We start from the raw sequence: 25586 nt of genomic DNA on the forward strand, positions 1-25586 counted from the left end.
AGGTTCGCCGTCGTGAGGCACACCCGCGGACGCGTCGTCGAGGTCGGCACCCTGGCCGACCTCGACCGGCGCCTCGCGGCCGGGGCCGCCTCGCTCAGCGGCTGGCGGCTCACGGCCGTCGACCTGCGCGAGCGCGGTCCGGCCCTCGCCGGCTGCCACGTCGCGGGCGCGACCTTCCTGGGGTGCACCTTCGCCCCCGGCGACGACGACGCCCTCGCCGAGCGCGGCGCGCTGGTGCTGCCGACCATCCCGGCCACACCGGTCGACGTCTACCGCACCGACCTGTACTCCGCCGCCGAGCTGTACGACGACCCGGCCTACCCGCACACGCTCGACGCTCGCGCCTACGCGTGGTCGCGCGAGAACGGCGACGAGTCCGCCCTGCTGGCCCGCACGCTGCACGACCACGCCATCGACCGCGCGCTGGTCGACTGGGTGACCGGTCGCCGGCTGGTCGGGGTGATGGGCGGGCACGGGCTGCGCCGCGGCGAGCCGGCGTACGCCGATGCGGCGAGGCTGGGTCACGTCCTCGGCGACACGCTGACCGTCGCCACCGGCGGCGGCCCCGGCGCGATGGAAGCGGCCAACCTCGGCGCGCGGCTGTCCGGTCGACCGGTCCGCGAGCTCGACACCGCACTGGACCGGCTGGCAGCCGTGCCGTCGTACCACCCGTCGGTGAGCGCGTGGGCCCGGGCCGCGCGGTCGGTCGTCGACGACGGCGGGGCCGCCGACTCCCTCGGGATCCCGACCTGGCACTACGGCCACGAGCCGCCCAACCTGTTCGCCACCGCCATCGCGAAGTACTTCCGCAACGCCCAGCGGGAGGCGATCCTGCTGGAGGTGTGCGACGCGGGCATCGTCTTCCTGCCCGGTGTCGGCGGCACCGTGCAGGAGGTCTTCCAGGACGCCTGCGAGAACTTCTACGCCGACGAGTCGTCGGTCGCGCCCATGGTGCTGGTCGGTCGCCGCTACTGGACCGAGGAGCTCCCGGCGTGGCCGCTGCTGCGCTCGCTGGCCCGCGGGCGGCCGATGGAGACGCACGTGCACCTCGTCGACTCCGTCAAGGAAGCCGCAAGCGTGCTCGAAGAGCGGACCTGAGGCCCGGCGCCGCTTAAGGTGCCTCCATGGATCTCAGTCGTCGCAACCTCCTCCGCGCTGCCGGCGTCACCGGCGGCCTCGTCGCTGCCGGCGGTCTGGCGGACGCCGCCGTGGCCGGCGTGCTCACCGCCGCCGCGGCCACCCGGTCGCAGGTCATCCTCAAGGGCGCGCCGGGCACGGGCGGGTACCGACCGCTCGTGTACGGCGCCGGCGAGCCGACGACGGTGCGCACCAACCTCGGCATCACCGCGAAGAAGGGGCGCAAGAAGCGCCGCGAGGGACTGCTCGCGTTCGCCCAGCTCACCGACGTCCACATCGTCGACGCCCAGTCACCGCTGCGGTTCGAGAGCCAGGACAAGAACTTCTCCTCCTCGGCCTACCGGCCCCAGGAGTTCCTCACGGCACACGTCGCGGAGGCGATGGTGCAGGAGATCAACGCGGTGGGCAAGGGCCCCGTGACCAAGCTGCCGCTCGCCCTGGCCCTGCAGACGGGCGACAACTCCGACAACGGCCAGTACAACGAGATCCGCTGGAACATCGACCTCCTCGACGGCGAGACGGTCGCCCAGGACTCCGGCGACCTCACCAAGTACGAGGGCGTCGCCGACGACAATGCCACCTACTACAGCGTGGACTTCTGGCACCCGCACGGCACGCCCGCCGGGAAGGTCGACGACACCTACCGGTCGCAGTACGGCTTCCCGACGGTGCCGGGGCTCCTCGACGCCTGCCGCGCGCCGTTCCAGGCCACCGGCCTGGTGATGCCGTGGTACGTCGCGATGGGCAACCACGACGAGCTCTACCAGGGCAACTTCCCCCACACGGACGCGGCGAACACCACCGCGATCGGCAGCACCAAGCAGACCAACACGGGCACCCGCACCGTGACCGCCGACCCCGACCGTCGCCTGCTGTCGCGCCAGGAGCTGGTCGAGGAGCACTTCACGACGACCACCGCGCCGGCCGGGCACGGCTTCACCGACCAGAACCTCGCGGACGGCACGGCCTACTACTCCTTCGACCAGGGCAAGATCCGGTTCATCGTGCTCGACTCGGTGACGCCGGGCGGCAGCGACGCCGGATCGATCGACAAGGTGCAGTTCGCCTGGCTGCGCGCCGAGCTCGAGCGCGCCAAGCGCAAGCTGGTGGTCATCGCCAGCCACCACACGTCCTGGACGATGGACGCCCGTGCGATCAAGTCCGGCGACAAGCTCGGCCCGGCCGTGGTCAAGGAGCTGCTGCGCTACCCCAACGTGATCGCGTGGGTCAACGGCCACACCCACCGCAACTCGGTCACCGCCCACAAGCGCGACGGTGGCGGCGGCTTCTGGGAGATCAACACCGCTGCCCACATCGACTTCCCTCAGCAGTCCCGGCTGATCGAGGTGGCCGACAACAAGGACGGCACGCTGTCGATCTTCTGCACGATGGTCGACCACGCGGCCCCGCTGACCTGGGCCGCGGACCAGCTCGACGACCCGCTCAACCTGGCGGCGCTGGGTCGCGAGCTCGCGGCCAACGACCCGCAGGAGCGCGACAACACGCGTCGGGGATCGGCGAAGGACCGCAACGTCGAGCTGCTCGTGCGGACGCCGAAGTGGCTCCGCTGAGCTGAGCCGGGTCGCCGGCCGGCTCGCTCAGCCCTCGGTGGCGGCGAGCTGGCCGCAGGCACCGTCGATCTCGCGGCCACGCGTGTCACGCACGGTGGTGGGGATGCCCTTCGCCTCGAGCCGGCGCACGAACTCGCGCTCGTCGGCAGGGTCGGAGGCTGTCCACTTGCTGCCCGGCGTGGGGTTGAGCGGGATCAGGTTCACGTGCACCCACCCCCAGTCGCCGTAGCCGTTGAGGACGTCACCGAGCAGGTCCGCGCGCCACGCCTGGTCGTTGATGCCGCGCATCATGGCGTACTCGATCGAGACCCGGCGCTTGGTCGTGCGCGCGTAGTCCCACGCCGCCTCGACGGTCTCGGCGACGGAGAACCGCGTGTTGATCGGCACCAGCTCGTTGCGCAACTCGTCGTCGGGCGCGTGCAGCGACAGCGCCAGGGTCACCGGGATGCCCTCGCCCGCCAGCTGGCGGATCCGCGGCACCAGGCCCACGGTCGAGACGGTCACACCACGGGCGGACATGCCGAGGCCGTCGGGCGCGGGGTCGGTGAGTCGTCGTACGGCGCCGATCACCGCCTTGTAGTTGGCCAGCGGCTCGCCCATGCCCATGAACACCACGTTGGACACGCGACCCGGCCCGCCGGGCACCTCGTCGCGGGCCAGCGACCGTGCCCCGGCCACGACCTGCTCGACGATCTCGGCGGTGGACATGTTGCGCTGCAGCCCGCCCTGCCCGGTGGCGCAGAACGGGCACGCCATGCCGCACCCGGCCTGGCTCGAGACGCACATGGTGACCCGGTCGGGGTAGCGCATCAGCACCGACTCGACGAGCGCGCCGTCGAAGAGGCGCCACAGCGTCTTGCGGGTGGTGCCTCGATCCGCCTCGAGGGTGCGCAGCGGGGTCATCAGCGAGGGCAGCAGCGCCTCGACGAGCTCCGCCCGCTGGGCGGCGGGAAGGTCGGTCATCTCCGCCGGGTCGTCGACGAGCCGGGCGAAGTAGTGCGTCGAGAGCTGCCTGGCCCGGTACGCCGGGAGGCCGAGCTCGGTGAGCCGGTCGGCGCGCTCCTCGGCCGTCAGGTCGGCGAGGTGCGGCGGCGGCTTGCGTCGTCCGCGCGGCTCGTCGAGGACGAGCGGCAGCGCGGGGCGGTCGGGCGACGGGGAGGACATCCCCGCGATCATCCCATCCGGGACTGTGCCGGGCCCAATCCGATGCGGCCGGGCGCCCCTAGTTGGCGCGGACCATGAAGTAGAGCACCAGCGAGGTGACACCGAGCACGACGAGCGCGGTGAGCGCCATCCCCAGCCACATGTACGCACCGAAGCGGCGGGTCCGCGGGAGGATCACCAGCACGATCGGGACCACCAGCGCCAGCAGCACGAGCGGGAAGAGGTCCTCGGCGGTGTCGTAGGTGAAGAGCAGCCGCAGCACGCCGGCCACGCCGCCCGGGATCACGGTGATGAACAGCATCCCGGTGAAGAAGCCGCTGAGGGCGACCACGGTCGGGTGACTGCGGTCCCACTCGGCCGGCGAACCGTTGCCGGAGCGGGTGGGTGAGTCCTCGACGGAGGTGTCGTTGCCCATGCCCCCATGCTCCCACCTCCGACCCCCGGACCCGAGGCGGCACCGGCCTCGGCGTGCCCCCGCCCGACGGGGCCGTGGTGTCAGCTGAAGACGAGGTTGTGCAGCAGCAGCCAGATCGGCGCGATCGTGGCCAGCAGGGAGTCGAGGCGGTCCATCAGACCGCCGTGGCCGGGGATCACCTGGCTCATGTCCTTGATGCCGAGGTCGCGCTTGATCACCGACTCGCAGAGGTCGCCGAGCGTCGCCATGACGACGGCGATCAGGCCGAGCAGGACGCCGACCCACCAGTCACCGTCGAGCAGGTAGACCACGAGCGCCCAGCCGGCGGCGACGCAGAAGACGGTGGAGCCGGCGAAGCCCTCCCACGACTTCTTCGGCGAGATCACCGGCGCCATCGGGTGCTTGCCGAAGAGCACACCGGCGACGTACCCGCCGATGTCGCTGGCGATGGTGACCGCGATGAAGGTGATGATCCCCTTGACGCCGTCGTCCCACCGGGAGAAGTCGGTGGCGCCGCCCTCGGCGAGCAGCAGGGCCACGAACGAGCCGAGGAACGGGATGTAGACCAGGGTGAAGACCGACGCCGTGGCGTTCATGACGTAGCCGTCGACCCCGCGCCGCAGCAGCCACAGCATGATCACCAGCGCGGTGACCGCGGTGGCCGTGGTCAGCGCATTGGTGCCGTAGAAGTACGCGACGACGACCATGATCACGCCGCCCACCATCAGCGGCTGCTCCGGCAGGTCGATGGACTTGGCCCGGAAGCCGCGGTGCATCTCCCAGATCGCCACCACGACCGCGGCGGCGACGATGAACATGAAGGCGGTCTTCCAGAACGCCAGGGACGCGATGATCGCGGCGATCAGGACGACGGCGGAGCCGACGGCGGCCGGCAGGTCCCGGCCGGCGCGGCCGTGGTCCTTCTGCGGGGCCGCGGGTGCGGTCTCGGTCATGGGGGTGCGGGGCTGGCGGAGGCTCAGACCTCCAGCAGCTCGGCTTCCTTGTGCTTGAGGAGGTCGTCGATGGCGTCGGTGTGCTTCTTGGTCATGCCGTCGAGGCGCTTCTCGGCCCCGGTGACGTCGTCCTGGCCGGCCTCGCCGTCCTTCTCCAGCTTCTCGAGCTGGTGCTTGGCGGTGCGGCGCAGGTTGCGCACCGCGACCCGGCCCTCCTCGGCCTTGTGCCGGGCGACCTTGATGTACTCCTTGCGGCGCTCCTCGGTGAGCTCGGGGAACACGCAGCGCAGCAGCTTGCCGTCGTTCGCGGGGTTGACTCCGAGGTCGGAGTCGCGGATCGCCCGCTCGATGTTGCCGATGGCACCCATGTCGTAGGGCGAGATGAGGATGATCCGGGCCTCGGGCGCGGTGAACGACGCGAGCTGCTGCAGGGGCGTCGGGGTGCCGTAGTAGTCGACCGTGATCTTGTTGAACATGCTCGGGTGGGCGCGGCCCGCGCGGATCGCCGCGAACTCCTCACGCGTCGCCTCGACCGACTTGTCCATCTTGCCGTCGGCCTCGTTGAGGATGTCGTTGATCACGCCTGGCTCCTGTCGTCCTGCGGTCGTCTCGTGCCGTCGTCGCCGGCTGGCCCTCGCGAGGTGGCCTGCTCAGCCCGCGCTGACGAGCGTGCCAATCCTCTCACCCTGCACGACGCGCAGGATGTTGCCCTCCGGTTCCATGCCGAAGACCACCATCGGGAGCTTGTTCTCCTGGCAGAGCGCGAACGCGGTCGCGTCGGCGACGCGCAGCCCGCGCTGGAGGGCGTCCTCGAAGGTGAGGTCGTCGAACTTGGTGGCCGTCGGGTCGAGCCGCGGGTCGGCGCTGTAGACGCCGTCCACGCCGTTCTTGCTCATCAGCACCACGTCGCACTTGGTCTCCAGCGCGCGCTGCGCGGCGACGGTGTCGGTGGAGAAGAACGGCATGCCCATGCCGGCGCCGAAGATCACCACGCGCCCCTTCTCCATGTGGCGGATCGCCCGGCGCGGGATGTAGGGCTCGGCGATCTGCCCCATCGCGATCGCGGTCTGGACACGCGTCTCGACCCCGAGCTTCTCGAGGAAGTCCTGGAGGGCCAGGCAGTTCATCACGATGCCGAGCATGCCGATGTAGTCGGCGCGCACGCGGTCCATGCCGCGCTGCTGGAGCTCGGCGCCGCGGAAGAAGTTGCCGCCACCGGTGACCACCGCCACCTGGACGCCGGCGCGGGCGACCGAGGCGATCTCGCGGGCGATGCCCTGCACCACGTCGGGATCGACGCCGACCTTGCCGCCGCCGAACACCTCGCCGGACAGCTTGAGCAGGACTCTGTTGTACGCGGTCACGCGGTCACCCTTCGGGGCTCGGGACTGGTGCGGGGCTGGGGACGGCAGAAGGCCGGCTCGATGAGCGACGTGATCGTCATCGAACCGGCCTCCTCCGATAGGTCTGGTCGAACCCTAGCGTCAGGCGCCGACCTCGAAGCGGGCGAACCGCTTGACCGTGGTGCCGGCCTCGTCGAGGACCGCCTTGACCGACTTCTTGTGCTCGGTCACCGACGGCTGCTCGAGCAGCACGACCTCCTTGAAGAAGCCGTTGAGCCGGCCCTCGGTGATCTTGGCGATCGCCTGCTCGGGCTTGCCCTCCTCGCGGGACTTCGCCTCGGCGATGCTCCGCTCGTGCTCGACGACGTCCGCGGGGACCTCGTCACGGGTCAGGTACTGCGGGCGCATCGCGGCGATCTGCATCGCCGCACCACGGGCGGCGTCGGCGTCGCCGTCGTACTCGACGAGCACGCCGACGGCCGGCGGGAGGTCGGCGGCGCGGCGGTGGAGGTAGACCACGACCGGGCCCTCGAACCACGCGGCGCTGCCGAGCTCGATCTTCTCGCCGATGGAGACCGCGAGGTCCTTCACCGTCTCGCCCACGGTCTTGTCACCGAGCGAGACCTGCTGGAGGGTCTCGACGTCGCCGGCCTTCGCCTGGTCGGCGGCGTCGGCGATCCGCTGGGCCGCCGCGACGAAGTCGTCGTTCTTGGCCACGAAGTCGGTCTCGCAGTTGAGCTCGACCAGGGCACCACCCGAGGTGGCGACCAGGCCGGCCGTGGCCTCGCGCTCGGCACCGCGCTGCTCGGCCTTGGCCGAGCCCTTGACGCGCAGGATCTCGACGGCCTTGTCGAAGTCGCCCTCGGCCTCGGTCAGCGCCTTCTTGCAGTCCATCATGCCGGCGCCGGTGAGCTCACGGAGCTTCTTGACGTCGGCGGCAGAGATGTTCGCCATGGTCCCTCTTCTCGAACAGGTGGTGGTCGGCCGTGCTCCCGCGACCAGGGGTCACGGGAGCACGGCGCGGACGTCGGTCAGGCGTCGGGCGGACGCCGGTCAGGCGTCGGCCTTGGCCTCGGCGTTGGTGAAGCCCGCGGCCTCGGCGGCCTCGGCGGAGCGGAACCACACCTCGGCGTTGGTCCGGTCGTACCAGGGGCTGGTCTCCGCGTGGAACTTCATCGAGGTCTTGTTGCCCTTGACGGTGAAGCCCTCGGGGGCGGAGCCGTCCTCGAGCGGGGCGGCCGAGTCGGCGCCGTACTCGCCCTCGGTGGCGGCCTCGGCGGCCGGCGCCTCGGTGGCAGCCTCGGCAGCCGGCGCCTCGGTGGCGGCCTCGGCAGCCGGAGCCTCGGTCGCGGCCTCGGCGGCCGGCGCCTCGGTGGGGGCCTCGCTGGCCGCACCGGTCGCCTCGGAGGCCGGTGCCTCGGCGGTGGCGTCGCCGCCGGTCGCCTCGACGGCGGCCTTCTCGGCGTCGCCGCCCAGCAGCTCACGCTCCCACTCGGCCAGCGGCTCCTCGGCGCCCACAGCCTCGGTGCCCTCGGCGGGCTTCGAGCCGGAGCGGGCGATCAGGCCCTCGGCGACGGCGTCGGCGACGACCCGGGTGAGCAGGCCGACCGCGCGGATGGCGTCGTCGTTGCCCGGGATCGGGAAGTCGACGAGGTCGGGGTCGCAGTTGGAGTCGAGGATGCCCACGATCGGGATGCGCAGCTTGCGCGCCTCCTCGACGGCCAGGTGCTCCTTGTTGGTGTCGACGATCCACACCGCGGCGGGGGTGCGGCTCATCTCACGGATGCCGCCCAGCGACTTGTTGAGCTTGTCGCGCTCGCGGCGCATCTGCAGCAGCTCCTTCTTGGTGCGGCTGCTGCCCGCCACGTCGTCGAAGTCGATCTCGTCGAGCTCCTTGAGGCGGTTGATCCGCTGGTGCACCGTCTGGAAGTTGGTGAGCATGCCGCCGAGCCAGCGCTGGTTGACGTAGGGCATGCCGACGCGGGTCGCCTGCTCGGCGATGGCCTCCTGGGCCTGCTTCTTGGTGCCGACGAACATCACCGTGCCGCCCTTGGCGACGACGTCCTTGATGAACGCGTAGGAGCGGTCGATGTAGGCCAGCGACTGCTGCAGGTCGATGATGTAGATGCCGTTGCGCTCGGTCATGATGAAGCGCTTCATCTTCGGGTTCCAGCGACGGGTCTGGTGTCCGAAGTGGACGCCGCTCTCGAGGAGCTGGCGCATGGTCACGACTGCCATGAAGGTGTTCTCCTGTGGTGTGGGGCCACGCCCGTACGTCCGCCCTTGAACCAGGACGGACCGGGAACGTGCCCCGATCGTTTTCAGTTCCGTGCAACCGACGGGTGCCGGCTGCCCTGACGCCTGCGCGCGGCCCGACCCGGTCGGGTGACCGGGACCGAGGGCCGTCGCCCACGGGTGGTCGGGGCCGGAGCGGTCCCGTCGTGGTCGGCAGGCGTGCGAAGTCGATCCCGAGGGATCGCCGGGGGTCAGCGTAGTCGACCGGGGCCGACCACAGCGAATCCGAGGGACGGCCCGTCTCCTGCGCACAGCCCCTCCCCGGGACACCTTCCTCCACAACCGCCCCCGCGGCGCCCCCGGGGTGGTCCTGTCGCACCGCACCCTCGGACCATGACCCGTCGCCTGCTCCCGCTCCTCCTGCTCCTGCTTCCGGCACTCCCGGCCGTTCCCGTCGCCGCGAGCGCCGACACGGCCCGTCCGGCGGGGGTGTGGCCGCTCTCCCCCGCGCCCGCGGTGACCCGCACCTTCGAGCCTCCCGACGACCCGTGGGGCAGCGGTCACCGCGGGGTCGACCTGCGCGGGTCGCCCGGGCAGCAGGTCGTGGCCGCGCTGCCGGGCACGGTGTCCTTCGCCGGGATGGTCGCCGGACGCGGCGTCGTGGTGGTCGGCCACGACGACGGCACCCGCACGACCTACGAGCCCGTCGCGGCCTCGGTGAGGGTCGGCGACCGGGTGGCGGCCGGTGCCCCTCTCGGGACGCTGGCCTGGGCGGGCACCCACTGCCCACCCGACGCCTGCCTGCACTGGGGGTGGCGCCGCGGCGAGACCTACCTCGACCCGCTCACCCTGGTCGGCGGCGGACCCGTGCGCCTGCTGCCCCTGTGGGGGCCGGCGCCAGTGGCGGACGCGGTGCCTCCGGCTCCAGGACCGCCCACCGCAACGCCGCTGCTCCGGCCGGCGTGGGCCGGTTGGCAGCCGCTGGTCCGCTCCGGGTGGGATCCGTGAGCGCGCGGGGAGGCGGGGGCGCGGGCGTCAGGCCCGGGGGTGGGCCTGCTGGTAGGCGCGGCGCAGCCGGTCGGTGGTCACGTGTGTGTAGCGCTGCGTGGTGGCGAGCGAGGCGTGCCCGAGCAGCTCCTGCACCGAGCGCAGGTCGGCGCCACCCTCGAGCAGGTGGGTGGCCGCGGTGTGACGCAGCCCGTGAGGGCCGATGTCGGGGGCGCCGGGCACCTCCGCGATGCGGCGGTGCACCAGCGTGCGCACCGCCCGCTGGTCGATGCGCCGGCCCCGCGCACCGACGAACAGGGCCGGCCCGGCCCCCGCGGCCACCAGGCGCGGCCGGCCGAACGCCAGCCACAGGTCGAGCGCCTGCGCCGCCGGACGGCCGAACGGCACCGTGCGCTCCTTGCGCCCCTTCCCGAGGACCCGGACGACGTTGCGCTCGCGGTCCACGTCGTCGACGTCGAGGCCGACCAGCTCGCCGACCCGGATCCCGGTCGCGTAGAGCAGCTCGAGCATCGCGACGTCGCGCATCCCGACCGGGCTGCCGTCGTCGGCGAGCGCGGCGGCGGCCTCGACCAGGTCGCGGGCCTCGTCGGCGCGGAGCACCGCCGGCAGCGTGCTGTGCGCCCGGGGTGAGCCGAGGCTGGCGCCGACGTCGGTGGGGATCCGCCCGGTCCGGGCCAGCCAGGCGGTGAAGACGCGCGCCGCGGTGGCACGGCGGGCGACCGTCGTGCGCGAGCGGCCGCTGGTCTGCTGGAGCGCCAGCCAGCTGCGCAGCCCGCGCAGGTCGAGGCCGCCGACGTCGGTGTGTCCGAGCCGCCGCGCGTGCTCGAGCAGCGAGGCCACGTCGCCGAGGTAGGCGCGGACCGTGTGCGGCGTCAGGTCCCGCTCGACGGCCAGGTGCCGCTCGTAGTCCGCCAGCACCCGGACCATCGCCTCCGGGAGCCCGGGGTCGGGAGCGCCGTCGGCCATGCCCGGAGTGTAGGCGCGCGGGTCGCGACCCCCGGGGACCTCACGCTCGCGCTCCCTCGGCGAGCCGCCACCCGCGCGGGAGCTGCTCGACGAGCTCGAGGGCCTGCAGCTGGGCGAGCAGCGTGCTGACCTCGAGGAGGCCGATCCCCGCGGCGCGCGCGACCGACTCGACCCCGGCCGGGGAGGCCACGGGCACGGCCTCGAGCACCTGCTGCTGGCGGGAGGACAGCCGGTCGCGCCGGCGTTCGGGGCCGCGGGGCAGCTCGGCGAGGTGCTCCCCCACGGCGCCGAGCTCCTCGAGCACCTCCGCGCCGCAGGTGACCAGGGTCGCGGCCCCGGTGCGCAGCAGGCCGTGCACGCCCTGGGACTGCGCGCTGGTCACGGGACCGGGAACGCCGAGCACCGGTCGGGAGATCTTGCTCGCCCAGTTGGCGGTGCTCAGGGCCCCGCTGCGCAGCGCGGCCTCGACCACCACGGTGCCCCGGGTGAGGGCCGCGATGACGCGGTTGCGGGAGAGGAAGCGCAGCCGGGTGGGCGAGCAGCCGGGTGGAAGCTCCGACACCACCATGCCCTCGGTCGCCAGGTGCTCGAGCAGGGCCGCGTGCGCCGTCGGGTAGGCCCGGTCGACGCCGCAGGCGAGCACGGCCACGGTGAAGCCGCGGACAGCCGCAGCGCCGCGGTGGGCGGCCTGGTCGATCCCGAACGCCGCGCCGCTGACCACGCCCCAGCCGGCCCGGGCGGTGACGGCCGCGATCTCCGAGGCGACGTCGGCGCCGTACGTCGTGGCCGAGCGCGAACCGACGACCGCGACGGAGTTGCCCAGCTCGTCGAGGCGCCGCGGGCCACGGACCCAGAGCCCCAGCGGCGGGCCGCCCCGGTCCTGGGAGTTGGCGACCCGGGCCAGGTCGGCGGTCCGCGCCGGCCACTCGGCGTCGCCCGGGACCACGAACCGGATGCCGAGCCGGGCGGCCCGCTCGAGCTCCCGCTCCGGCTCCACGTCGAGCAGGCGCGCCGCGGCGTCCGTCCGGAGGTCGCTCACCTCGGCGTCGTCGAGCAGCAGGTGGAGCAGGCGGGGCGCGCCGAGCTGGGGCACCAGCCGCGAGACGCGCGGGTCGCCCGGCTCGGTGAGGCGCGACAGGGTGACGCGGGCGAGGCGGTCGTCGTGGAGGGCGGCGGGGGCGTTCATCCCGCCACCCGCAGCGCGGTGAGCAGGAGCGGCTCACCCTCGCGGAGCCGGAGGGCGGTGTCCACGCACGCGACATCGGGACGGTCGAGCCCCCGCAGGTCGGCGACCGTCCAGGCCATCCGGTGCACGCGCGTGGCCCCGCGGCGGCTCAGCCGCCCGCCGTAGAGCTTGTCGTCCACCAGGCGCTGGCAGACCTCGGACAACGGCCACTCAGCGCGCAGGGCAGGCGCGGGGGCGTGGGCGTTCAGCCGCCAGGACCGGCCGGCGTAGCGGGCCTCCTGCCGCTGCCGGGCCGCCTCGACGCGCGCGCGGACGGTCGCCGTCGACTCGGGTGGCGGGGTGAGCCCCGGCGGCGGATCGGCCCCGGGCTCGTGGTCAGGGCGCAGCGGCACCAAGTGACGGGTGATGTCGATGCGGTCGGCGAGCGGCCCGGAGATGCGGGCGCGGTAGTCGCGACGGGTCACCTCCTTGCACGTGCAGCGGCTGACCCGCACGTCGCTGCGGTACTCGCCGCAGGGGCAGGGGTTGCACGCCATCACGACCATGCCGCGCGCCGGGAAGACCGCCACCTCGTCACCACGGGCGACCGTCACGTCGCCGCTCTCCAGGGGCGTGCGGAGCGCGTCGATGACGTCGGTGCGGAACAGCGGGAACTCGTCGAGGAGCAGGACGCCGCAGTGGGCGAGGCTGACCTCGCCGGGGCGGACCCGCCCGGTGCCGCCGCCGATGATGCTGGCCTTGCTGGCGTCGTGGTGGGGCGCGGAGTAGGGCGGGCGGACCAGCTGGTGCCGCGGGTCGAGCACGCCGGCGAGCGAGTGCAGCGCGGCGAGCTCGAGCGCCTCCTCCGGGGTGAGGTCGGGCAGCAGACCGGGGATGCGCTCGGCGAGGGTGGTCTTGCCGGCCCCCTTCGGCCCGGAGAGCAGCAGGTGGTGACCGCCCGCCGCGGCGACCTCGACGGCGTAGCGGGCGTCACCGAGGCCGAGCAGGTCGGCCATGTCCACCTCGTCGAGGCGTTCGTCGCCGCGCCACGCGAGCAGCCGGTTGCCGGAGGCGGCGGCGACCGGAGGTGCCTCCGGGACCGGCTCGCCGCGCAGCTCGGCCACCGCCTGGGACAGCGAGCGGAGCCCGAGCACCTCGACGCCCGGAACCATGGCCGCCTCGGCTGCCTGCGGCTCGGGCACCACGACGCGGCGGATCCCGCCGGCCGCGGCGCCCAGCACCATCGGGAGCACGCCGGGCACTGCCCGCAGGCCGCCCTCGAGGGTGAGCTCACCGATGAAGACCGTGCCGGCGAGCGCGGCGGGCGGCACCGTGCCGCAGGCGCCCAGCACGGCCAGGGCCACGGCGAGGTCGAAGTGGGTGCCACGCTTGGCGAGGTCCGCGGGCGACAGCAGGATCGTCACCCGTCGGGTCGAGGGCCACTCGAGCCGGCTGTTCACCACGGCCATCCGGCAGCGGTCGCGCCCCTCGCTCAGGGCCACGTCGGCCCGGCCGACCAGGGTGGTGCCGACCATCCCCTGCGACACGTCGGCCTGCACGTCGATGAGGTGGCCGGTGGCGCCCTCGAGCGCGATGGCGCGGGCCGTCGCGACGGGCATCAGGCGATCCCCCGCACGTGCTCGACGCTGGCGGCACCCCGGGCGGGTCGCAGCACCGCGACCAGGTCGACCCGCACCTCGCGCGGACGGGCCGCGTGCGCGGCCACCCACAGCTCGGCGAGCCGGCGCAGCCGCTCGGCCTTGGCCAGGTCGACCGCCTCGTGCGGCGTGCCGCAGGCCAGGCTGCTCCGGGTCTTCACCTCGCAGGCGACGAGGACGTCCCCGTCGCGGAGCACGAGGTCGAGCTCGCCGCCCGGGCACCGCCAGTTGCGGTCGAGCACGACGAGGCCCCGGTCGGTCAGGTGACGCTCGGCCACGCGCTCGCCGTAGGAGCCGAGGGCGAGGCGCCGGGCGGCGGATGAGGTGGAGGGCTGCATGGAGCCAGCGTCGCCGGAGCCGGGCACGGGCGGCGGCGGGGCGGAGGGGACCTGTGGACGAGGGTGTCCCGAGCAGGGCCTGTGGACGTCTCGCGGGCCGGCGGCGGCGACCAGGTCCTCAACTGTCGGCCACGCCGTCGACCCCGACGGCCCGCACCCCGACCAGTGAGGAGCGGGCCCTCCGCGTCAGCCGACCAGGCGCGGGACCGGGCGGCCGATCTGCTCGTTGTAGGCGACGTTCGGCGACTGGGAGTTGGTCGGCAGCACGCGGGAGTTGAAGGTGAACACCGTCAGCTTCTCGACGCTGTTGCCGTTGCCGTTGATCACGATGCCGTTGTCGCTGGTCGCGTTGACCGGCGTGTTGGCGTCGAAGTCCCACCGCTCGTCGGTGATGAACGCCGCGGTGAAGGTGTAGATCGGCTGCCAGCCGTGCTCGTCGCGGGTCTGGGCGTACACGACCGGCAGCCACACGAACCGCGGCGAGTTCACGATCGACGGGTCGACCATCGACTGGCTGACGCCGGTCGGCTGGGCGATGTCGCGCAGCGTCGTGCCGTTGCGCAGGTAGCACGACAGCACGTCGTTGTTGATGGTGACGCCGTTGCGCGCGACGTTGGTGCGGCCGCCGGTGCACAGGCTCGAGGTGTTGCGGTTGGGGCCGCCCGTCACGTCGAGCCGCCCCTTGAAACTCGGGTTGCCCGTGCTGCCGGTGATCAGTCCCTCGAGCATCTTGGGGCCGTCGTTGCCGGTGGCGCCCTGGATGCAGTTGCGGCCGTTCTGCGGCGGTGCATCGTCCTCCGACACCTCGTCCTGACGGTCGGCCGGCACGTCGTCGCAGTTGATGGTGCCCGGCGGCAGGTCGAGGAACTGCACGATGCTGTGGTCGAGGCCGAGCGCGATGTTCGGGCCCAGCGCCTGCTGGATGTTGCTGATGCCGCGGCGCGGGCTGTCGAGCTGGCCGAAGTTGCCGCGGTTCTGGCCGACACAGCCGACCGCGTTGCCGGTCGGGGTGGCAGTGATCGTCTGCTCGGTCGTCGTGGTCGTCGACGAGGGGCCACCGTCACCGCTGGTGCTGGTCGACGTCGTGTCCGAGCTGGTCGTGGTCGTCGACGAGGTGAGCGTGGTCGAGACCGACGGGTTGCCCACGGTGAACGTGAGGTGGGTGGTGGAGTACTGGACCGGCTGGTTGCCGTTGGGCTTGATCAACGCGTACACGGTCCAGACCCCCGAGGTGTTGCTGACCGCCGGGCCGACGGTGAACGTCGGGACGATCAGCGTGCCGCGCGGGTTCTGCTCGTTCACGGCGTAGTCGACGAAGGTGCTGTTGTCCGGCGAGATGAAGCGGATCGAGGCGCGGTCGGTGTTGGACGGCACGTTGCTGACGACGTAGTTGGTGATGTCGGTCGTCGAGCCGACCCCCACGGTGTAGTTGGCGGTCGACGGGCCCAGGCTGTGACTGCCGACCGGGCTGACCACGACCACCGACTGCGGCGCGCTCGCCGCGGCGGTCGCGCCGACCGCCGGTGAGGTCGCCGCGGCCTCCGGTGCGGCCGAGGCCACCGCGCCGGCCGGGGCCGTGGCCACGAAGCCGTTGGCCACGATCGGGTTGCCGCCGCCACCGCCGTTGCCCCCGCCCGAGGTGTCACCCTCGGCGGCGCCGAAGGCGCAGCCGTTGGGGAGCCAGAACGGGAGCGTGTGGCTGCCGTCGGGGACCTCGGAGAAGATCTTGGCCACCGCGGTCTGCTCGACGTCGACGCCGTCGCTGACGATCCGCCCCAGGCCGAACTCGACCCGGGCCCTCGGCGAGGTCACGGTGATCTGGGTGCACAGCCCGGTCACCGCGCAGGTGTTCCCGTTGTTGTCCTGGAAGGTGATCTCGCCGTTGCCGAGTTCGGAGTCGAGGAACTGCGAGGCGCTGAACGCGGCGTCCTGCTGTCCGCCGACCGCGTTGCTGGCGTTGTTCATCGAGGTGGCCACGGCCTGCGCGACCGCCGTCCGGTCCGCGGAGCTCTTGGCCGGCAGCATCGCGGCACCCGCCATCGCGGCGACGTCGACCTGCTTCTGGGCCGAGCGCTTGCGCGCCCAGGCGTTGCCGAGGTCGACCGAGAGTGCGCCGACGGTCAGGAGCAGGACCGACAGGATGGCCACCATGACCGCGACCGCACCGCGGTCGCTGCGCTCACGGAAGGTAGTTGACATAGCTGCAGTCCTCGGGGTTTCCGCCGTTGAGGAACTCGACGCGCGTCTTGGCGGTGGTGTCGACGATGCCGTCCTGGATCGTCGGGATGAGCGGCAGGCCGAGATCGATGCTCTCGAAACGGACGTGGACCTCGACCAGGTCGCCGACAGCCACGTCGGTGGCTGCCGCGACCGGCACGGTCGGGTTGGCCTGCTGGTAGTAGTGCCGCTCGATCGTCACCCGGGTGCCGTCGCTGCGGTAGGGGTTGATCTGGGCGACGACCGCGTCGCGGAACGCGTCGCACGCCACCGGCTCGGTCGTCGCTGCCGAGCGCGACGCGGAGCGGGCGGCGTCGCTGCCGCCCTGGGACGACCAGAAGTAGATGCCGTACTGGATCGCGCCGAAGACCAGCATCAGCAGGATCGGCATGATGAGGGCGAACTCGACCGCGGCGGCGCCCCGCTGGGACCTCCGTCGCGCACAGTCGAGCCTCAGGCACTTCATGCCGGCACACTCCTCTTCGCCCCCGCCCGTGGCAGACGGGACTCCTTGCGAATCGTAGGGCGGTGCCAGCGGCGGAATTGCCGAATTCTGGATTCTTTGCCGAACGCTGGGAGTGTTCTGAACGACCTGTCCAGACCATCGCGGCCCCGGCGGGGCCTCGCCAAGACTCCTCGGGTCAGCCCCGGGGCGGCCGATCCGTCAGGACTTCGGGAGGTCGATGTCGGCGGGGCTGAGCTCCTCGACGTTGACGTCCTTGAAGGTGAGCACCTTGACGTTCTTGGCGAACCGCGCCGGCCGGTACATGTCCCAGACCCAGGCGTCGCTGATCGTGACCTCGAAGAAGACCTCGCCCGCCTCGGTGCGGGCCTTCACGTCGACCTGGTTGCAGAGGTAGAAGCGCCGGTCGGTCTCCACGACGTACTTGAAGATGCCGACGACGTCGCGGTACTCGCGGTAGAGCGTCAGCTCCATCTCGGTCTCGTACTTCTCGAGGTCCTCCGCGCTCATCGGCTGCTCTCCTGCATGCGGCCATTCTCCACCCCGGTGGGCGCCACGGCAGGCTCCCGGCCCGCGGCACGCCGCACGTTGACGAACCGCTGACGGTGGATCGGGCACGGCCCGTGCGCGGTGAGCGCCGCCTGGTGCACGTCGGTGACGTAGCCCTTGTGGGTCTTGAAGTCGTACTCCGGCCACGAGCCGTCGAGCCCCACCATGATCCGGTCGCGGGTGACCTTGGCCAGCACCGACGCCGCCGCGATGCAGGCCGCGACCCGGTCGCCCTTCCACACCGCCAGGCCGGGGACGCCGAGCCCGTCGACGGGGAACCCGTCGGTCAGCACGTACGCCGGGGGCACGTCGAGCAGCGCGACGGCGCGGCGCAGCGCCTCGACGTTCGCGACGTGCATGCCGAGGCGGTCGCACTCCTCGGGCTCGATCACCACGACCGACCAGGCCACGGCACGCCGCACCACCTGGGCATAGACGCGCTCGCGCGCCGCCTCGGTGAGCAGCTTGGAGTCGGCCAGCCCCGGGACGATGCCCGCCCGGCCCGGCGGCAGGATCGCCGCCCCCGCCACCAACGGCCCCGCGCACGCACCACGGCCGGCCTCGTCGACCCCGGCGATGGGGTGCAGGCCGACCCGGTGCAGGGCACGCTCGTAGCCGTACAGCCCGGCGTCACGCCGGACGGTCGAGCCCCGGGGCAGCGCGGTCACCGGGTCAGCCGGTGGGCTCGGGGTCGGGGACGTCGTCGAAGGTGTCGGGCCGGTGCAGGAAGCCGAACCGGTCGGCCGGCCACAGCAGCACGAAGACCTTGCCGACGACGAGGTCGACGGGGACGTAGGGGTTCTGGTTGCAGTCGGTCTCGTCGTCCGTGCACAGGTGGGCGGAGGAGTCGGCGGACCGGTTGCGGTTGTCGCCCATCACGAAGATGTGCCCCGCGGGCACCGGCCCCGCCGTCCACTCGCAGTTGCCGGTCATCGGACCGCGACACTTCACCTGGTCGGGGTGGTTGACGTAGTCGTCCTCGTTGAGGGGCTGGCCGTTGACCTCGATCCGGCCCTTGTCGTCGCAGCAGTGGATGACGTCGCCCTCGACGCCGATCACCCGCTTCACCAGGTGGCCGCCCTGGGGGTAGAGGCCCACCTTGGCCATCGCCTTGGCCAGGGGGTTGGTCGGCCCGGCGGACTCGGCGGCGTTGAGCCAGCCGCCGGGGTCCTCGAACACGACGACGTCGCCGCGCTGCGGGCTGCCACCGCCCCAGTAGGAGACCTTCTCGACCAGGATCCGGTCGTTCTTGATCAGCCCCGGCTCCATCGACTCCGAGGGGATGTAGAACGCCTGCACGAACAGCGCCTTGATGACGACCGCGAGCACCAGGGCGATCGCGAGGAGCAGGATCGTCTCCTGCCACAGCGGCATGTGCTTCTTCTTGCCGCCCGTGTCGCGGTGGGCGTCGGTGTCGGCGGTGGGGGCGTCGATGTCAGCATCCTCCGGAGTGGTCGGACCCCCGACGTGCGACGACCGCGACGCGGGCTCGTCGTTCACGACGGGCACCGACGGGTCGCGGTCATCGGGGGTCACGCGCAGAGCGTAACGAGCAGGTGGGCGGGGGCCGGTCAGGCCTCGCGGCGCTCCTTGATCTTGGCCTTCTTGCCGCGCAGGTTGCGCAGGTAGTAGAGCTTCGCGCGGCGGACGTCACCGCGGGTGACGACCTCGATCTCCTCGAAGATCGGGGAGTTCAGGGGGAAGGTGCGCTCGACGCCGACGCCGAAGGAGACCTTGCGGACGGTGAAGGTGCGACCGACGCCGGAGCCGTGGATGCGGATCACCACGCCCTGGAAGACCTGGACACGGGCGCGGTTGCCCTCGACGACCTTGACGTGGACCTTGATGGTGTCGCCGGCGCGGAAGGCCGGGACGTCGTCGCGCTTGAGGGAGTTGCCGAGCTCGGCGATGACGTTGCTCATGGTTCTCCTCGCGAGTGCCACAGGTCAGCCGCGGTACGGATCGGGTGGATGCACTTGTGCGGCTCCCGCGCGAGTGGCCGGCGGCACCATGCTCCCCCTGTGGCAGGAGCTGGTGCGGATCTCCGCCGAACGCGTCGTCGGACGATCCCTGTTTGGCCGGCGAGGGCCGATCGGCAAGTCTGCCACAGGCCCGTCAGGCCGTGGAAATCCGCGGCTTCACCATCCGGACCACGCCCGGAGCCTCCTCGCCCGCGGGCCGGTAGCCCGCCTTGCGGTACATCCGCTGGGTGCCCTCGGCGGTCGCCGCCGTCTTCAGGACGTACGACGTGACGCCCGGCGGCGCGATCGCCTCGGCGTGGGCGAGCAGGAAGCGCCCGATCCCCCGGCCGCGGAGGTCGGGGGCGACCATCAGCAGCCGCGGCTCCCAGGTCGCTCCCCCGTCGTGCAGCCGGCCGGCGACGGCGCCGACGAGGCGCCCGCCCACGCGCAGGACCACGCCGGTCTCCTCGACGAGGTCGTGCGCCAGCGCCTCGGCCGGCTCGTGCAGCTCGGGCGGGAAGCAGGCCCACTGCAGCGTCTGCAGCTCCCCGACGTCCGCCGGGACCGCCCGGGCGAGGTGGCCCTCGAGGTCACCGGACGTGACCGCCCGCGCGGGGTGGGCGAGGTCGGGGCGGCGCTCGGCGGTGCGGCGTACGGCCTGCTCGTGGCGCCAGGCCGCGATCGCCCCGTGGTCACCCGAGAGCAGCACCGGCGGGACCTCCCGGCCGCGCCAGGTGGCGGGCCGGGTGTAGACGGGGTACTCGAGCAGGCCGTCCTCGTGCGACTCCTCGAGCAGCGAGTCGGGGTTGCCCATGAAGCCGGGCAGCAGGCGGGCCACCGCCTCGACGATCACCAGGGCGGCGGCCTCGCCGCCGTTGAGCACGTAGTCGCCGACCGACACCTCCCGGACCTCCGCCCGGGTCGCGGCGTCCTCGACCACCCGCTGGTCGATGCCCTCGTAGCGGCCGCAGGCGAGCACGAGGTGCTCGCGGCCGGCGAGCTCGCGGGCGAGCGCCTGGCGCAGCGGCTCACCCGAGGGCGAGGGCACGACGAGCGTGGCGCCGTCGGGCAGCACGGCGTCGAGCGCCTCGCCCCACGGCTCGGGCTTCATCACCATGCCCGCGCCGCCGCCGTAGGGGGTGTCGTCGACGGTGCGGTGGCGGTCGTGGGTCCAGCTCCGCAGGTCGTGCACGTGCACGTCGAGCAGGCCCGCGTCGCGGGCCCTGCCGGCCAGCGACAGCCCGAGGGGCGCGAGGTACTCGGGGAAGATGGTGACGACGTCGACGCGCACGGCTGCCCCGTCAGTCCTCGAGCGGGGTGACCAGGCCCGGGCGGTCGGCGATGACGACCCGGCCGCCGTCGAGGTCGACCTCGGGCACGAGTGCAGCCACGAACGGGACCAGCGCGTCGCGGCCGTCGGGCGTGCGGACGACGAGGAGGTCCTGGGCGCCGCCGCCGACCAGGCGCGTCACCGTGCCCAGCTCGCGCCCGTCGACGTCGTACGCCGCGAGGCCCGCGAGCTGGTGGGCGTAGAACTCCTCGGGGTCGTCGGGGCGCGCGTCGGCGGGCACCTCGGTCTGCAGCAGGCACCCGCGCAGCGCCTCGGCGGCCTCACGGCCCTCGACCTCCTCGAAGGTGAGCAGGAGGACGCCCTGGTGCCAGCGGACACCGCGCACGGTGAGCACCGGGACGGGGGCGGCGACGTCGTGCGGGCGTCGTACGTCGAGCACGGCCCCGGCGGTGAACCGGCGCTCCGGCTCGTCGGTGCGGACCTCGACGGTCACCTCGCCGCGCACGCCGTGGGGCTTGCCGATCCGGCCGACCACGACCTCCACGGTGCGGTCCGCGTCACCGTCGGTCGAGCTTGTCGAGACCACGATCTGGATCCTCCTGACATCCGGATGCACGACGGGTGCCGGCCCCGGTGGGGACGGCACCCGTGGTGGACGAGCTGGGCTCAGCGGCCGCGGTCGACGTCGACGAAGTCGATCCGCGCCCCGCCGCGACCGGCGAGCGCCGAGATCACGGTGCGGAACGCGGTCGCCGTGCGACCTCCGCGGCCGATCACCTTGCCGAGGTCGTCGGGGTGCACCCGCACCTCGAGGAGCGAGCCGCGGCGCAGCTGCTTGTCGCGCACGGAGACGTCGTCCGGGTGGTCGACGACGCCGCGCACCAGGTGCTCGAGGGCCTCGGCGAGCATCATGCTCAGGCGTCCTCGGACTTCTTCTCGGCGTCGACCTCGGCGGCCTCGGCGGTCTCGGCCTCGGCGGCCGCACCCTCCGGGGTCTCGGAGGCCGGCACCTCGGCCGGGGCCTCGGCGGCGGCCTCGGCCGGCTTCTCCTCGGCGGGCTTCTCGTCCGCCGGCTTCTCCTCGGCCTTCTCGGCCTTCTTGGCGGCCGACTTCTTCGTCACGGCCTCGCCGCGGGCCTCGCTGTGGGCGTCCTTGAGCGCGTCGTTGAAGACGTCGATCTTGTCGCGCTTGGCCGGGGCGACCTGGAGGGTGCCCTCCTCGCCCGGCAGGCCCTTGAACTTCTGCCAGTCGCCGGTGATCTTGAGGATCGCGGCCACCGCGTCGCTGGGCTGCGCGCCGACGCCGAGCCAGTACTGCGCCCGGTCGGAGACGACGGAGATGTAGGAGGGGTCCTCCTTGGGGTGGTACTTCCCGATCTCCTCGAGGACCCTGCCGTCGCGCTTCTTGCGCGAGTCGACGACGACGATGCGGTACTGCGGCACCCGGACCTTGCCCAGGCGCTTCAAACGGATCTTGACGGCCACGTCTGTGGTGTCTCCTTGACGCTCGTGTGGTGGTGGGGCGCCCTCGGACCAGGTGGGGAACACCGACCGAGGGGCCTCGATGGGCCGTGCCGCCGCCCGGGTGAGAGGGTCCGGGCAGGACAGGACTCGCTGGCAGAGTCTGCCAGACGGGGGCCACGAGCCGGAAATCAGCCCGGTGGCTGCCCGGGCACGCGAAACTGGCGAGCATGAGCCAGCTGCCGCCGGACCAGCCCGGACAGCCGTACCCGCCCGGGCAGCCGTACCCGCCCGGGCAGCCGTGGGGCGGCGCGCCCACGCCGTACCCGCCCGGCCACCCGACTCCCCCGACGCCCCGCCGGCGTCGCCCGTCGGTGGCGTGGTTCGTCGTCGGCGGCGTGCTGGTCGTGCTGGCCCCCGTGGTGTTCGCGCTCTCGCTGTTCCTCACGCTGCGCCCGCTGGCCCAGGAGGACGCCGTGGTCCCGGCCGACGGCAGCACCACCGCGGTGAGCCTCCCCGCCGGCGAGGAGCGGGCGCTCTACCGCGAGATCGGCAGCGCCGCCCGCTGCGAGATCACCGACGGCTCCGGGGCGGTGATCGACCAGCGGCCGGTCTCGGGCGACTTCACCTACAACGAGTGGCGCGCGGTCTCGCGCTTCGACACCGGGGACGGCGACCTGTCGCTCACCTGCGAGGGCTTCCCCGGCGGGCGGGTCCGCGTCGGGGTGGTCCCCTCGACCGAGGGCTTCGTCGGTGGCCTGCTGCTCGGCATCCTGCTGCCGCTGGTGCTCGGCGTCACCGGGCTGCTCGTCCTGGTCGTGACCGGCATCCTGTTCGCCACCGGCCGCCCCCGACACGAGCCGGATCAGCCTGCCGTCACTGCGTGAAGAGGCAGAGCGGGTGGCCCGCGGGGTCGAGCACGACCCGCAGGTCCTCGCGGGGCTGGTGGTCGGCCAGCCGGCCACCGGCGGCGAGCGCGGCCTCGACGGCCGCCGGCAGGTCGTCGACCAGGACCTCGAGGTGGATCATCTTCTGCTGCTCCCCCGGTGCCTCGGGCCAGGTCGGCGCGACGTACTGCTCCTCGGACTGGAACGAGAGCCCGACGCCGCCGGCCGGGTCGCGCACGAGCACCCAGTCGGGCTCGGTGACCGTCGTCTCCCACCCCAGCAGGCGGCAGTAGAACTCCGCGGCGGCGTGGGCGTCGGGGCAGTCGAGGCAGACGGTGGTCCAGCGGATCGGGGTCCGCGTCACGCCACGACCTTTCCGCGCAGCACCACCCGGGACGGCTCGCGCAGGGCGGTCAGGTCGGCCAGCGGGTCGCGCGGCAGCACCACGAAGTCCGCGGGCGCCCCCTCCTCGAGGACGGGGTCGTGGCCGAGCCAGGCCCGCGCCCTCCAGCTCGCCGCGCCCAGGGCGTCGGCCGGGCTCATGCCGTACGCCGCGAGCTCGAGCACCTCGCCGGCGATGCCGCCGTGCGGGAGGACGCCGCCCGCGTCGGTGCCGGCGTAGATCGCCACCCCGGCCTCGTGCGCCGCCATGATCGTGTCGCGCCGGCGGGCGTGCAGGTCGAGCATGTGCCGGGCGTACGCCGGGAACTTCTCCGCCGCCGCCTCGGCGTACTGCGGGAAGTTGTCGAGCTGCACGACGGTCGGCACCAGCGCCGTGCCGTGCTCGACCATGGCGTCGACCAGGTCGACCGACAGGCCGGTGCCGTGCTCGATGCAGTCGATGCCGGCCCCGATCAGCCCCGGCAGCACGTCCTCGCCGAAGCAGTGGGCGGTGACGCGCGCGCCGTGGGCGTGGGCGACGGCGATCGCCTCCGCGAACGACCCGGCGGGGAACGACGGCGCGAGGTCGCCGACCTCGCGGTCGATCCAGTCGCCGACGAGCTTCACCCAGCCGTCGCCGCGCTGCGCCTCCTGCGCGACGTGTGCGGCCAGGTCCTCCGGCTCGACCTCGTGGGCGTAGTCCCGGATGTAGCGCCGGGTGCGCGCGATGTGGCGGCCGGCGCGGACCAGCCGGGGCAGGTCCTCCCGGTCGTGGATCCACGAGGTGTCGACCGGTGACCCGCAGTCGCGCAGCAGCAGCGCGCCGGCGTCGCGGTCGGCGACCGCCTGCTCCTCGCAGGTGGCCTCGTCGACCCCGCCGTGCGCGTCGAGCCCGACGTGGCAGTGCGCGTCGACCAGGCCCGGCACGATCCAGCCGCTCGCGACCAGCTCGGCCGAGGCGACGGGCTCGTAGGTCACCCGCCCGTCCACGACGTACAGGTCGCGGCTCTCGCCGTCGGGCAGGACCGGTCCGGTGAACCTCAGCGCCGTCATGCCGCCCGACGTTATCGCCCGTCCGGGGGCCGTCGTGGATGGCCGGATCCGGCCACCGGGGTTGGCCGGTTCCGGCGATGTGGCGGCCCGGCTGGCGGCGGTGCACTGGTGAGGCACGACCGAGGAGCCGGCCGCCGGCCGGCCCACCACACCGCAAGGAGAAGAACCATGTCCACCGACCTCATCACCGAGGCCGACACCAGCACCGACCACGGCTCCGCCGGCACCGGGGACCGCACCGACGCGGAGCGGGCCGAGGAGCTCGCCCTGCGCCTGCTCGACCAGTTCAGCGGGGCCGTCGAGCTGTTCACCGTCGAGCTGGGCCGACGCCTCGGCCTCTACCCCGTGCTCGCCGGCAGCGGCGCCGTCACCGCGGTCGAGCTCGCTGCCGCAGCCTCGATCGCCCCGCGCTACGCGCTGGAGTGGCTCGACCAGCAGGCCGCCGCCGGCATCGTCGACGTCGTCGGCCACGACCTGTCCGGAGCCCGGCTGTTCGCGCTGCCGGCCGGCCACCAGGCCGTGCTGCTCGACCCCGGCAGCCCGGCGTACCTCGTCGGCGCCGCGCCGCTGGCACGCGCCGTGGCCGCGTCGCTCCCGGCCGTCGCCGACGCGTTCGCCACCGGCACCGGCGTGGAGTACGCCGACTTCGGCCACGAGCTGCGCTTCGGCATCGCCGAGCTCAACCGCCCGGGATTCGCGCTCGGCATCAGCGACTGGGTGGCACAGCTGCCCGACGTCGCGGCCCGGCTCGAGTCCGGCGGCGTCATCCTCGACGCGGGGTGCGGCGAGGGCTGGTCGAGCATCGGGCTGGCCCGTGCCTTCCCGAACGCCCGGGTCGTGGCCGTCGACCTCGACGTCGACTCGGTCAGGGCCGCGCGCGACCACGTTGCCCGAGCCGGCCTCGAGGGACGCGTCAGCGTGTGGCGCGCCAACGCCGCCGAGCCCGACCTCCTCCACGAGCTCACGGAGGAGCCGGTGACGCTGGTGACGGTGTTCCAGGCCCTGCACGACATGGGCGAGCCGGTGCGGGCACTGGCCGGGTTCCGGGCCCTGCTCGCCGCCGGCGGTGCCGTGCTGGTCGCCGACGAGCACGGCGAGGACAGCAAGGCCGCGCCTGCCGACGAGAACGAGCGCCGCCAGCTCGCGATGAGCGTGCTGCACTGCCTGCCGGCGACCTGGGCGGAGTCCGACAGCGTGGTCAACGGCACCGTGCTCCGTGGCCACACCATGACCTCGTGGGCCGAGTCCGCCGGGTTCGGGCGGCCCGAGGTGCTGCCGGTCGAGCACCCGTTCTGGCGGTTCTACCGGCTGGGCTGAGTGGCGCCCAGAGCCCCGGAAATGGGGGGCCGGACCGCACACCTCGTTCCTAGA

28 protein-coding genes are annotated in these 25586 nt (G+C 73.1%); 5 read left to right on the forward strand and 23 right to left on the reverse strand.

What is annotated here, in order from left to right:
* The first annotated feature begins 12 nt into the window (after window positions 1–12).
* Together ACFPGP_RS20605 and ACFPGP_RS20610 are read left to right on the forward strand one after the other, a co-directional pair.
* Window positions 13–1098 carry an LOG family protein gene (locus tag ACFPGP_RS20605; RefSeq protein WP_378592980.1) on the forward strand — a complete coding sequence of 362 codons (1086 nt, stop codon included), beginning with the start codon at window positions 13–15 and terminating at the stop codon, window positions 1096–1098.
* Window positions 1099–1124: 26 nt separating this feature from the next.
* Window positions 1125–2708 (forward strand): metallophosphoesterase, encoded by a 1584-nt coding sequence (locus ACFPGP_RS20610; protein ID WP_378592982.1) that lies wholly within the window; start codon window positions 1125–1127, stop codon window positions 2706–2708.
* A gap of 27 nt (window positions 2709–2735) precedes the next feature.
* Here the strand turns inward: ACFPGP_RS20610 and rlmN are convergent, their stop codons facing one another.
* The 7 genes from rlmN to rpsB all read right to left on the reverse strand — a co-directional run bounded on the left by rlmN (window position 2736) and on the right by rpsB (window position 8821).
* Window positions 2736–3872 carry a dual-specificity RNA methyltransferase RlmN gene (gene rlmN / locus ACFPGP_RS20615; RefSeq protein WP_378592983.1) on the reverse strand — a complete coding sequence of 379 codons (1137 nt, stop codon included), beginning with the start codon at window positions 3870–3872 and terminating at the stop codon, window positions 2736–2738.
* Window positions 3873–3930: 58 nt separating this feature from the next.
* Complete coding sequence (locus ACFPGP_RS20620) at window positions 3931–4287, reverse strand: hypothetical protein (RefSeq protein ID WP_378592984.1); 357 nt, start codon at window positions 4285–4287, stop codon at window positions 3931–3933.
* A gap of 80 nt (window positions 4288–4367) precedes the next feature.
* Window positions 4368–5240 carry a phosphatidate cytidylyltransferase gene (locus ACFPGP_RS20625; RefSeq protein WP_378592985.1) on the reverse strand — a complete coding sequence of 291 codons (873 nt, stop codon included), beginning with the start codon at window positions 5238–5240 and terminating at the stop codon, window positions 4368–4370.
* A gap of 23 nt (window positions 5241–5263) precedes the next feature.
* Complete coding sequence (gene frr / locus ACFPGP_RS20630; RefSeq protein WP_378593571.1) at window positions 5264–5818, reverse strand: ribosome recycling factor; 555 nt, start codon at window positions 5816–5818, stop codon at window positions 5264–5266.
* Between the two features lie 72 nt (window positions 5819–5890).
* On the reverse strand, window positions 5891–6604 hold the full coding sequence (pyrH, locus tag ACFPGP_RS20635; RefSeq protein ID WP_378592987.1) for a UMP kinase: 714 nt from the start codon (window positions 6602–6604) through the stop codon (window positions 5891–5893).
* 120 nt (window positions 6605–6724) lie between these two features.
* Window positions 6725–7537: a translation elongation factor Ts gene (tsf, locus tag ACFPGP_RS20640; RefSeq protein WP_378592988.1), complete on the reverse strand. Its 813-nt coding sequence runs from the start codon at window positions 7535–7537 to the stop codon at window positions 6725–6727.
* A gap of 99 nt (window positions 7538–7636) precedes the next feature.
* Window positions 7637–8821, reverse strand: coding sequence for a 30S ribosomal protein S2, sunset domain variant (gene rpsB, locus ACFPGP_RS20645; protein ID WP_465263275.1), 1185 nt, complete (start codon window positions 8819–8821; stop codon window positions 7637–7639).
* A gap of 390 nt (window positions 8822–9211) precedes the next feature.
* Between rpsB and ACFPGP_RS20650 the strand changes: the two genes are divergently transcribed.
* Window positions 9212–9826, forward strand: a complete 615-nt coding sequence (locus ACFPGP_RS20650) for a peptidoglycan DD-metalloendopeptidase family protein (RefSeq protein WP_378592990.1) — start codon at window positions 9212–9214, stop codon at window positions 9824–9826.
* A 27-nt stretch (window positions 9827–9853) separates the two neighbouring features.
* Here ACFPGP_RS20650 and ACFPGP_RS20655 read toward each other — a convergent pair whose 3' ends face one another.
* From ACFPGP_RS20655 to rpsP, 14 genes are all read right to left on the reverse strand, one after another.
* On the reverse strand, window positions 9854–10792 hold the full coding sequence (locus ACFPGP_RS20655) for a tyrosine recombinase XerC (protein WP_378592992.1): 939 nt from the start codon (window positions 10790–10792) through the stop codon (window positions 9854–9856).
* A 40-nt stretch (window positions 10793–10832) separates the two neighbouring features.
* On the reverse strand, window positions 10833–11978 hold the full coding sequence (gene dprA, locus ACFPGP_RS20660) for a DNA-processing protein DprA (RefSeq protein ID WP_378592993.1): 1146 nt from the start codon (window positions 11976–11978) through the stop codon (window positions 10833–10835).
* Window positions 11975–13576 (reverse strand): YifB family Mg chelatase-like AAA ATPase, encoded by a 1602-nt coding sequence (locus ACFPGP_RS20665; protein ID WP_378592994.1) that lies wholly within the window; start codon window positions 13574–13576, stop codon window positions 11975–11977. Before ACFPGP_RS20665 ends, dprA begins: the two co-directional genes overlap by 4 nt.
* On the reverse strand, window positions 13576–13953 hold the full coding sequence (locus tag ACFPGP_RS20670) for a YraN family protein (RefSeq protein WP_378592996.1): 378 nt from the start codon (window positions 13951–13953) through the stop codon (window positions 13576–13578). Before ACFPGP_RS20670 ends, ACFPGP_RS20665 begins: the two co-directional genes overlap by 1 nt.
* Window positions 13954–14139: 186 nt before the next feature.
* The gene (locus ACFPGP_RS20675) at window positions 14140–16152 is read right to left on the reverse strand and encodes a hypothetical protein (RefSeq protein ID WP_378592997.1); all 2013 of its coding nucleotides are present in this window, start codon (window positions 16150–16152) and stop codon (window positions 14140–14142) included.
* Window positions 16133–16636, reverse strand: coding sequence for a TadE/TadG family type IV pilus assembly protein (locus ACFPGP_RS20680; RefSeq protein ID WP_378592999.1), 504 nt, complete (start codon window positions 16634–16636; stop codon window positions 16133–16135). Before ACFPGP_RS20680 ends, ACFPGP_RS20675 begins: the two co-directional genes overlap by 20 nt.
* Before the next feature lie 198 nt (window positions 16637–16834).
* Complete coding sequence (locus tag ACFPGP_RS20685) at window positions 16835–17143, reverse strand: DUF2469 domain-containing protein (RefSeq protein WP_378593000.1); 309 nt, start codon at window positions 17141–17143, stop codon at window positions 16835–16837.
* Window positions 17140–17850, reverse strand: coding sequence for a ribonuclease HII (locus ACFPGP_RS20690; protein ID WP_378593001.1), 711 nt, complete (start codon window positions 17848–17850; stop codon window positions 17140–17142). Before ACFPGP_RS20690 ends, ACFPGP_RS20685 begins: the two co-directional genes overlap by 4 nt.
* A 4-nt stretch (window positions 17851–17854) precedes the next feature.
* Window positions 17855–18718: a signal peptidase I gene (gene lepB / locus ACFPGP_RS20695; RefSeq protein ID WP_378593003.1), complete on the reverse strand. Its 864-nt coding sequence runs from the start codon at window positions 18716–18718 to the stop codon at window positions 17855–17857.
* A 35-nt stretch (window positions 18719–18753) separates the two neighbouring features.
* Window positions 18754–19104 (reverse strand): 50S ribosomal protein L19, encoded by a 351-nt coding sequence (gene rplS / locus ACFPGP_RS20700; RefSeq protein WP_378593005.1) that lies wholly within the window; start codon window positions 19102–19104, stop codon window positions 18754–18756.
* 193 nt (window positions 19105–19297) lie between these two features.
* On the reverse strand, window positions 19298–20434 hold the full coding sequence (gene trmD, locus ACFPGP_RS20705; RefSeq protein WP_378593007.1) for a tRNA (guanosine(37)-N1)-methyltransferase TrmD: 1137 nt from the start codon (window positions 20432–20434) through the stop codon (window positions 19298–19300).
* Between the two features lie 10 nt (window positions 20435–20444).
* Complete coding sequence (gene rimM / locus ACFPGP_RS20710; RefSeq protein ID WP_378593009.1) at window positions 20445–21020, reverse strand: ribosome maturation factor RimM; 576 nt, start codon at window positions 21018–21020, stop codon at window positions 20445–20447.
* An 80-nt stretch (window positions 21021–21100) separates the two neighbouring features.
* A complete protein-coding gene (locus ACFPGP_RS20715) occupies window positions 21101–21343 on the reverse strand; it encodes an RNA-binding protein (RefSeq protein ID WP_378593573.1) in 243 nt (80 codons plus the stop codon).
* Between the two features lie 5 nt (window positions 21344–21348).
* Window positions 21349–21918: a 30S ribosomal protein S16 gene (gene rpsP / locus ACFPGP_RS20720; protein ID WP_378593011.1), complete on the reverse strand. Its 570-nt coding sequence runs from the start codon at window positions 21916–21918 to the stop codon at window positions 21349–21351.
* 206 nt (window positions 21919–22124) lie between these two features.
* Between rpsP and ACFPGP_RS20725 the strand changes: the two genes are divergently transcribed.
* A complete protein-coding gene (locus ACFPGP_RS20725; protein WP_378593013.1) occupies window positions 22125–22781 on the forward strand; it encodes a hypothetical protein in 657 nt (218 codons plus the stop codon).
* Here ACFPGP_RS20725 and ACFPGP_RS20730 read toward each other — a convergent pair.
* Both ACFPGP_RS20730 and ACFPGP_RS20735 read right to left on the reverse strand, forming a co-directional pair.
* On the reverse strand, window positions 22771–23145 hold the full coding sequence (locus tag ACFPGP_RS20730) for a VOC family protein (protein ID WP_378593015.1): 375 nt from the start codon (window positions 23143–23145) through the stop codon (window positions 22771–22773). The two genes, ACFPGP_RS20725 and ACFPGP_RS20730, sit on opposite strands and share 11 nt — an antisense overlap.
* On the reverse strand, window positions 23142–24215 hold the full coding sequence (locus tag ACFPGP_RS20735; protein ID WP_378593017.1) for an amidohydrolase family protein: 1074 nt from the start codon (window positions 24213–24215) through the stop codon (window positions 23142–23144). Before ACFPGP_RS20735 ends, ACFPGP_RS20730 begins: the two co-directional genes overlap by 4 nt.
* 168 nt (window positions 24216–24383) lie before the next feature.
* On the opposite strand from ACFPGP_RS20735, the gene ACFPGP_RS20740 reads away from it, so the two are divergent.
* On the forward strand, window positions 24384–25532 hold the full coding sequence (locus tag ACFPGP_RS20740; RefSeq protein ID WP_378593019.1) for a class I SAM-dependent methyltransferase: 1149 nt from the start codon (window positions 24384–24386) through the stop codon (window positions 25530–25532).
* Window positions 25533–25586: the final 54 nt, after the last annotated feature.

The sequence above is a fragment of the Nocardioides taihuensis genome, assembly GCF_042657275.1.
GTDB lineage: Bacteria > Actinomycetota > Actinomycetes > Propionibacteriales > Nocardioidaceae > Nocardioides > Nocardioides taihuensis.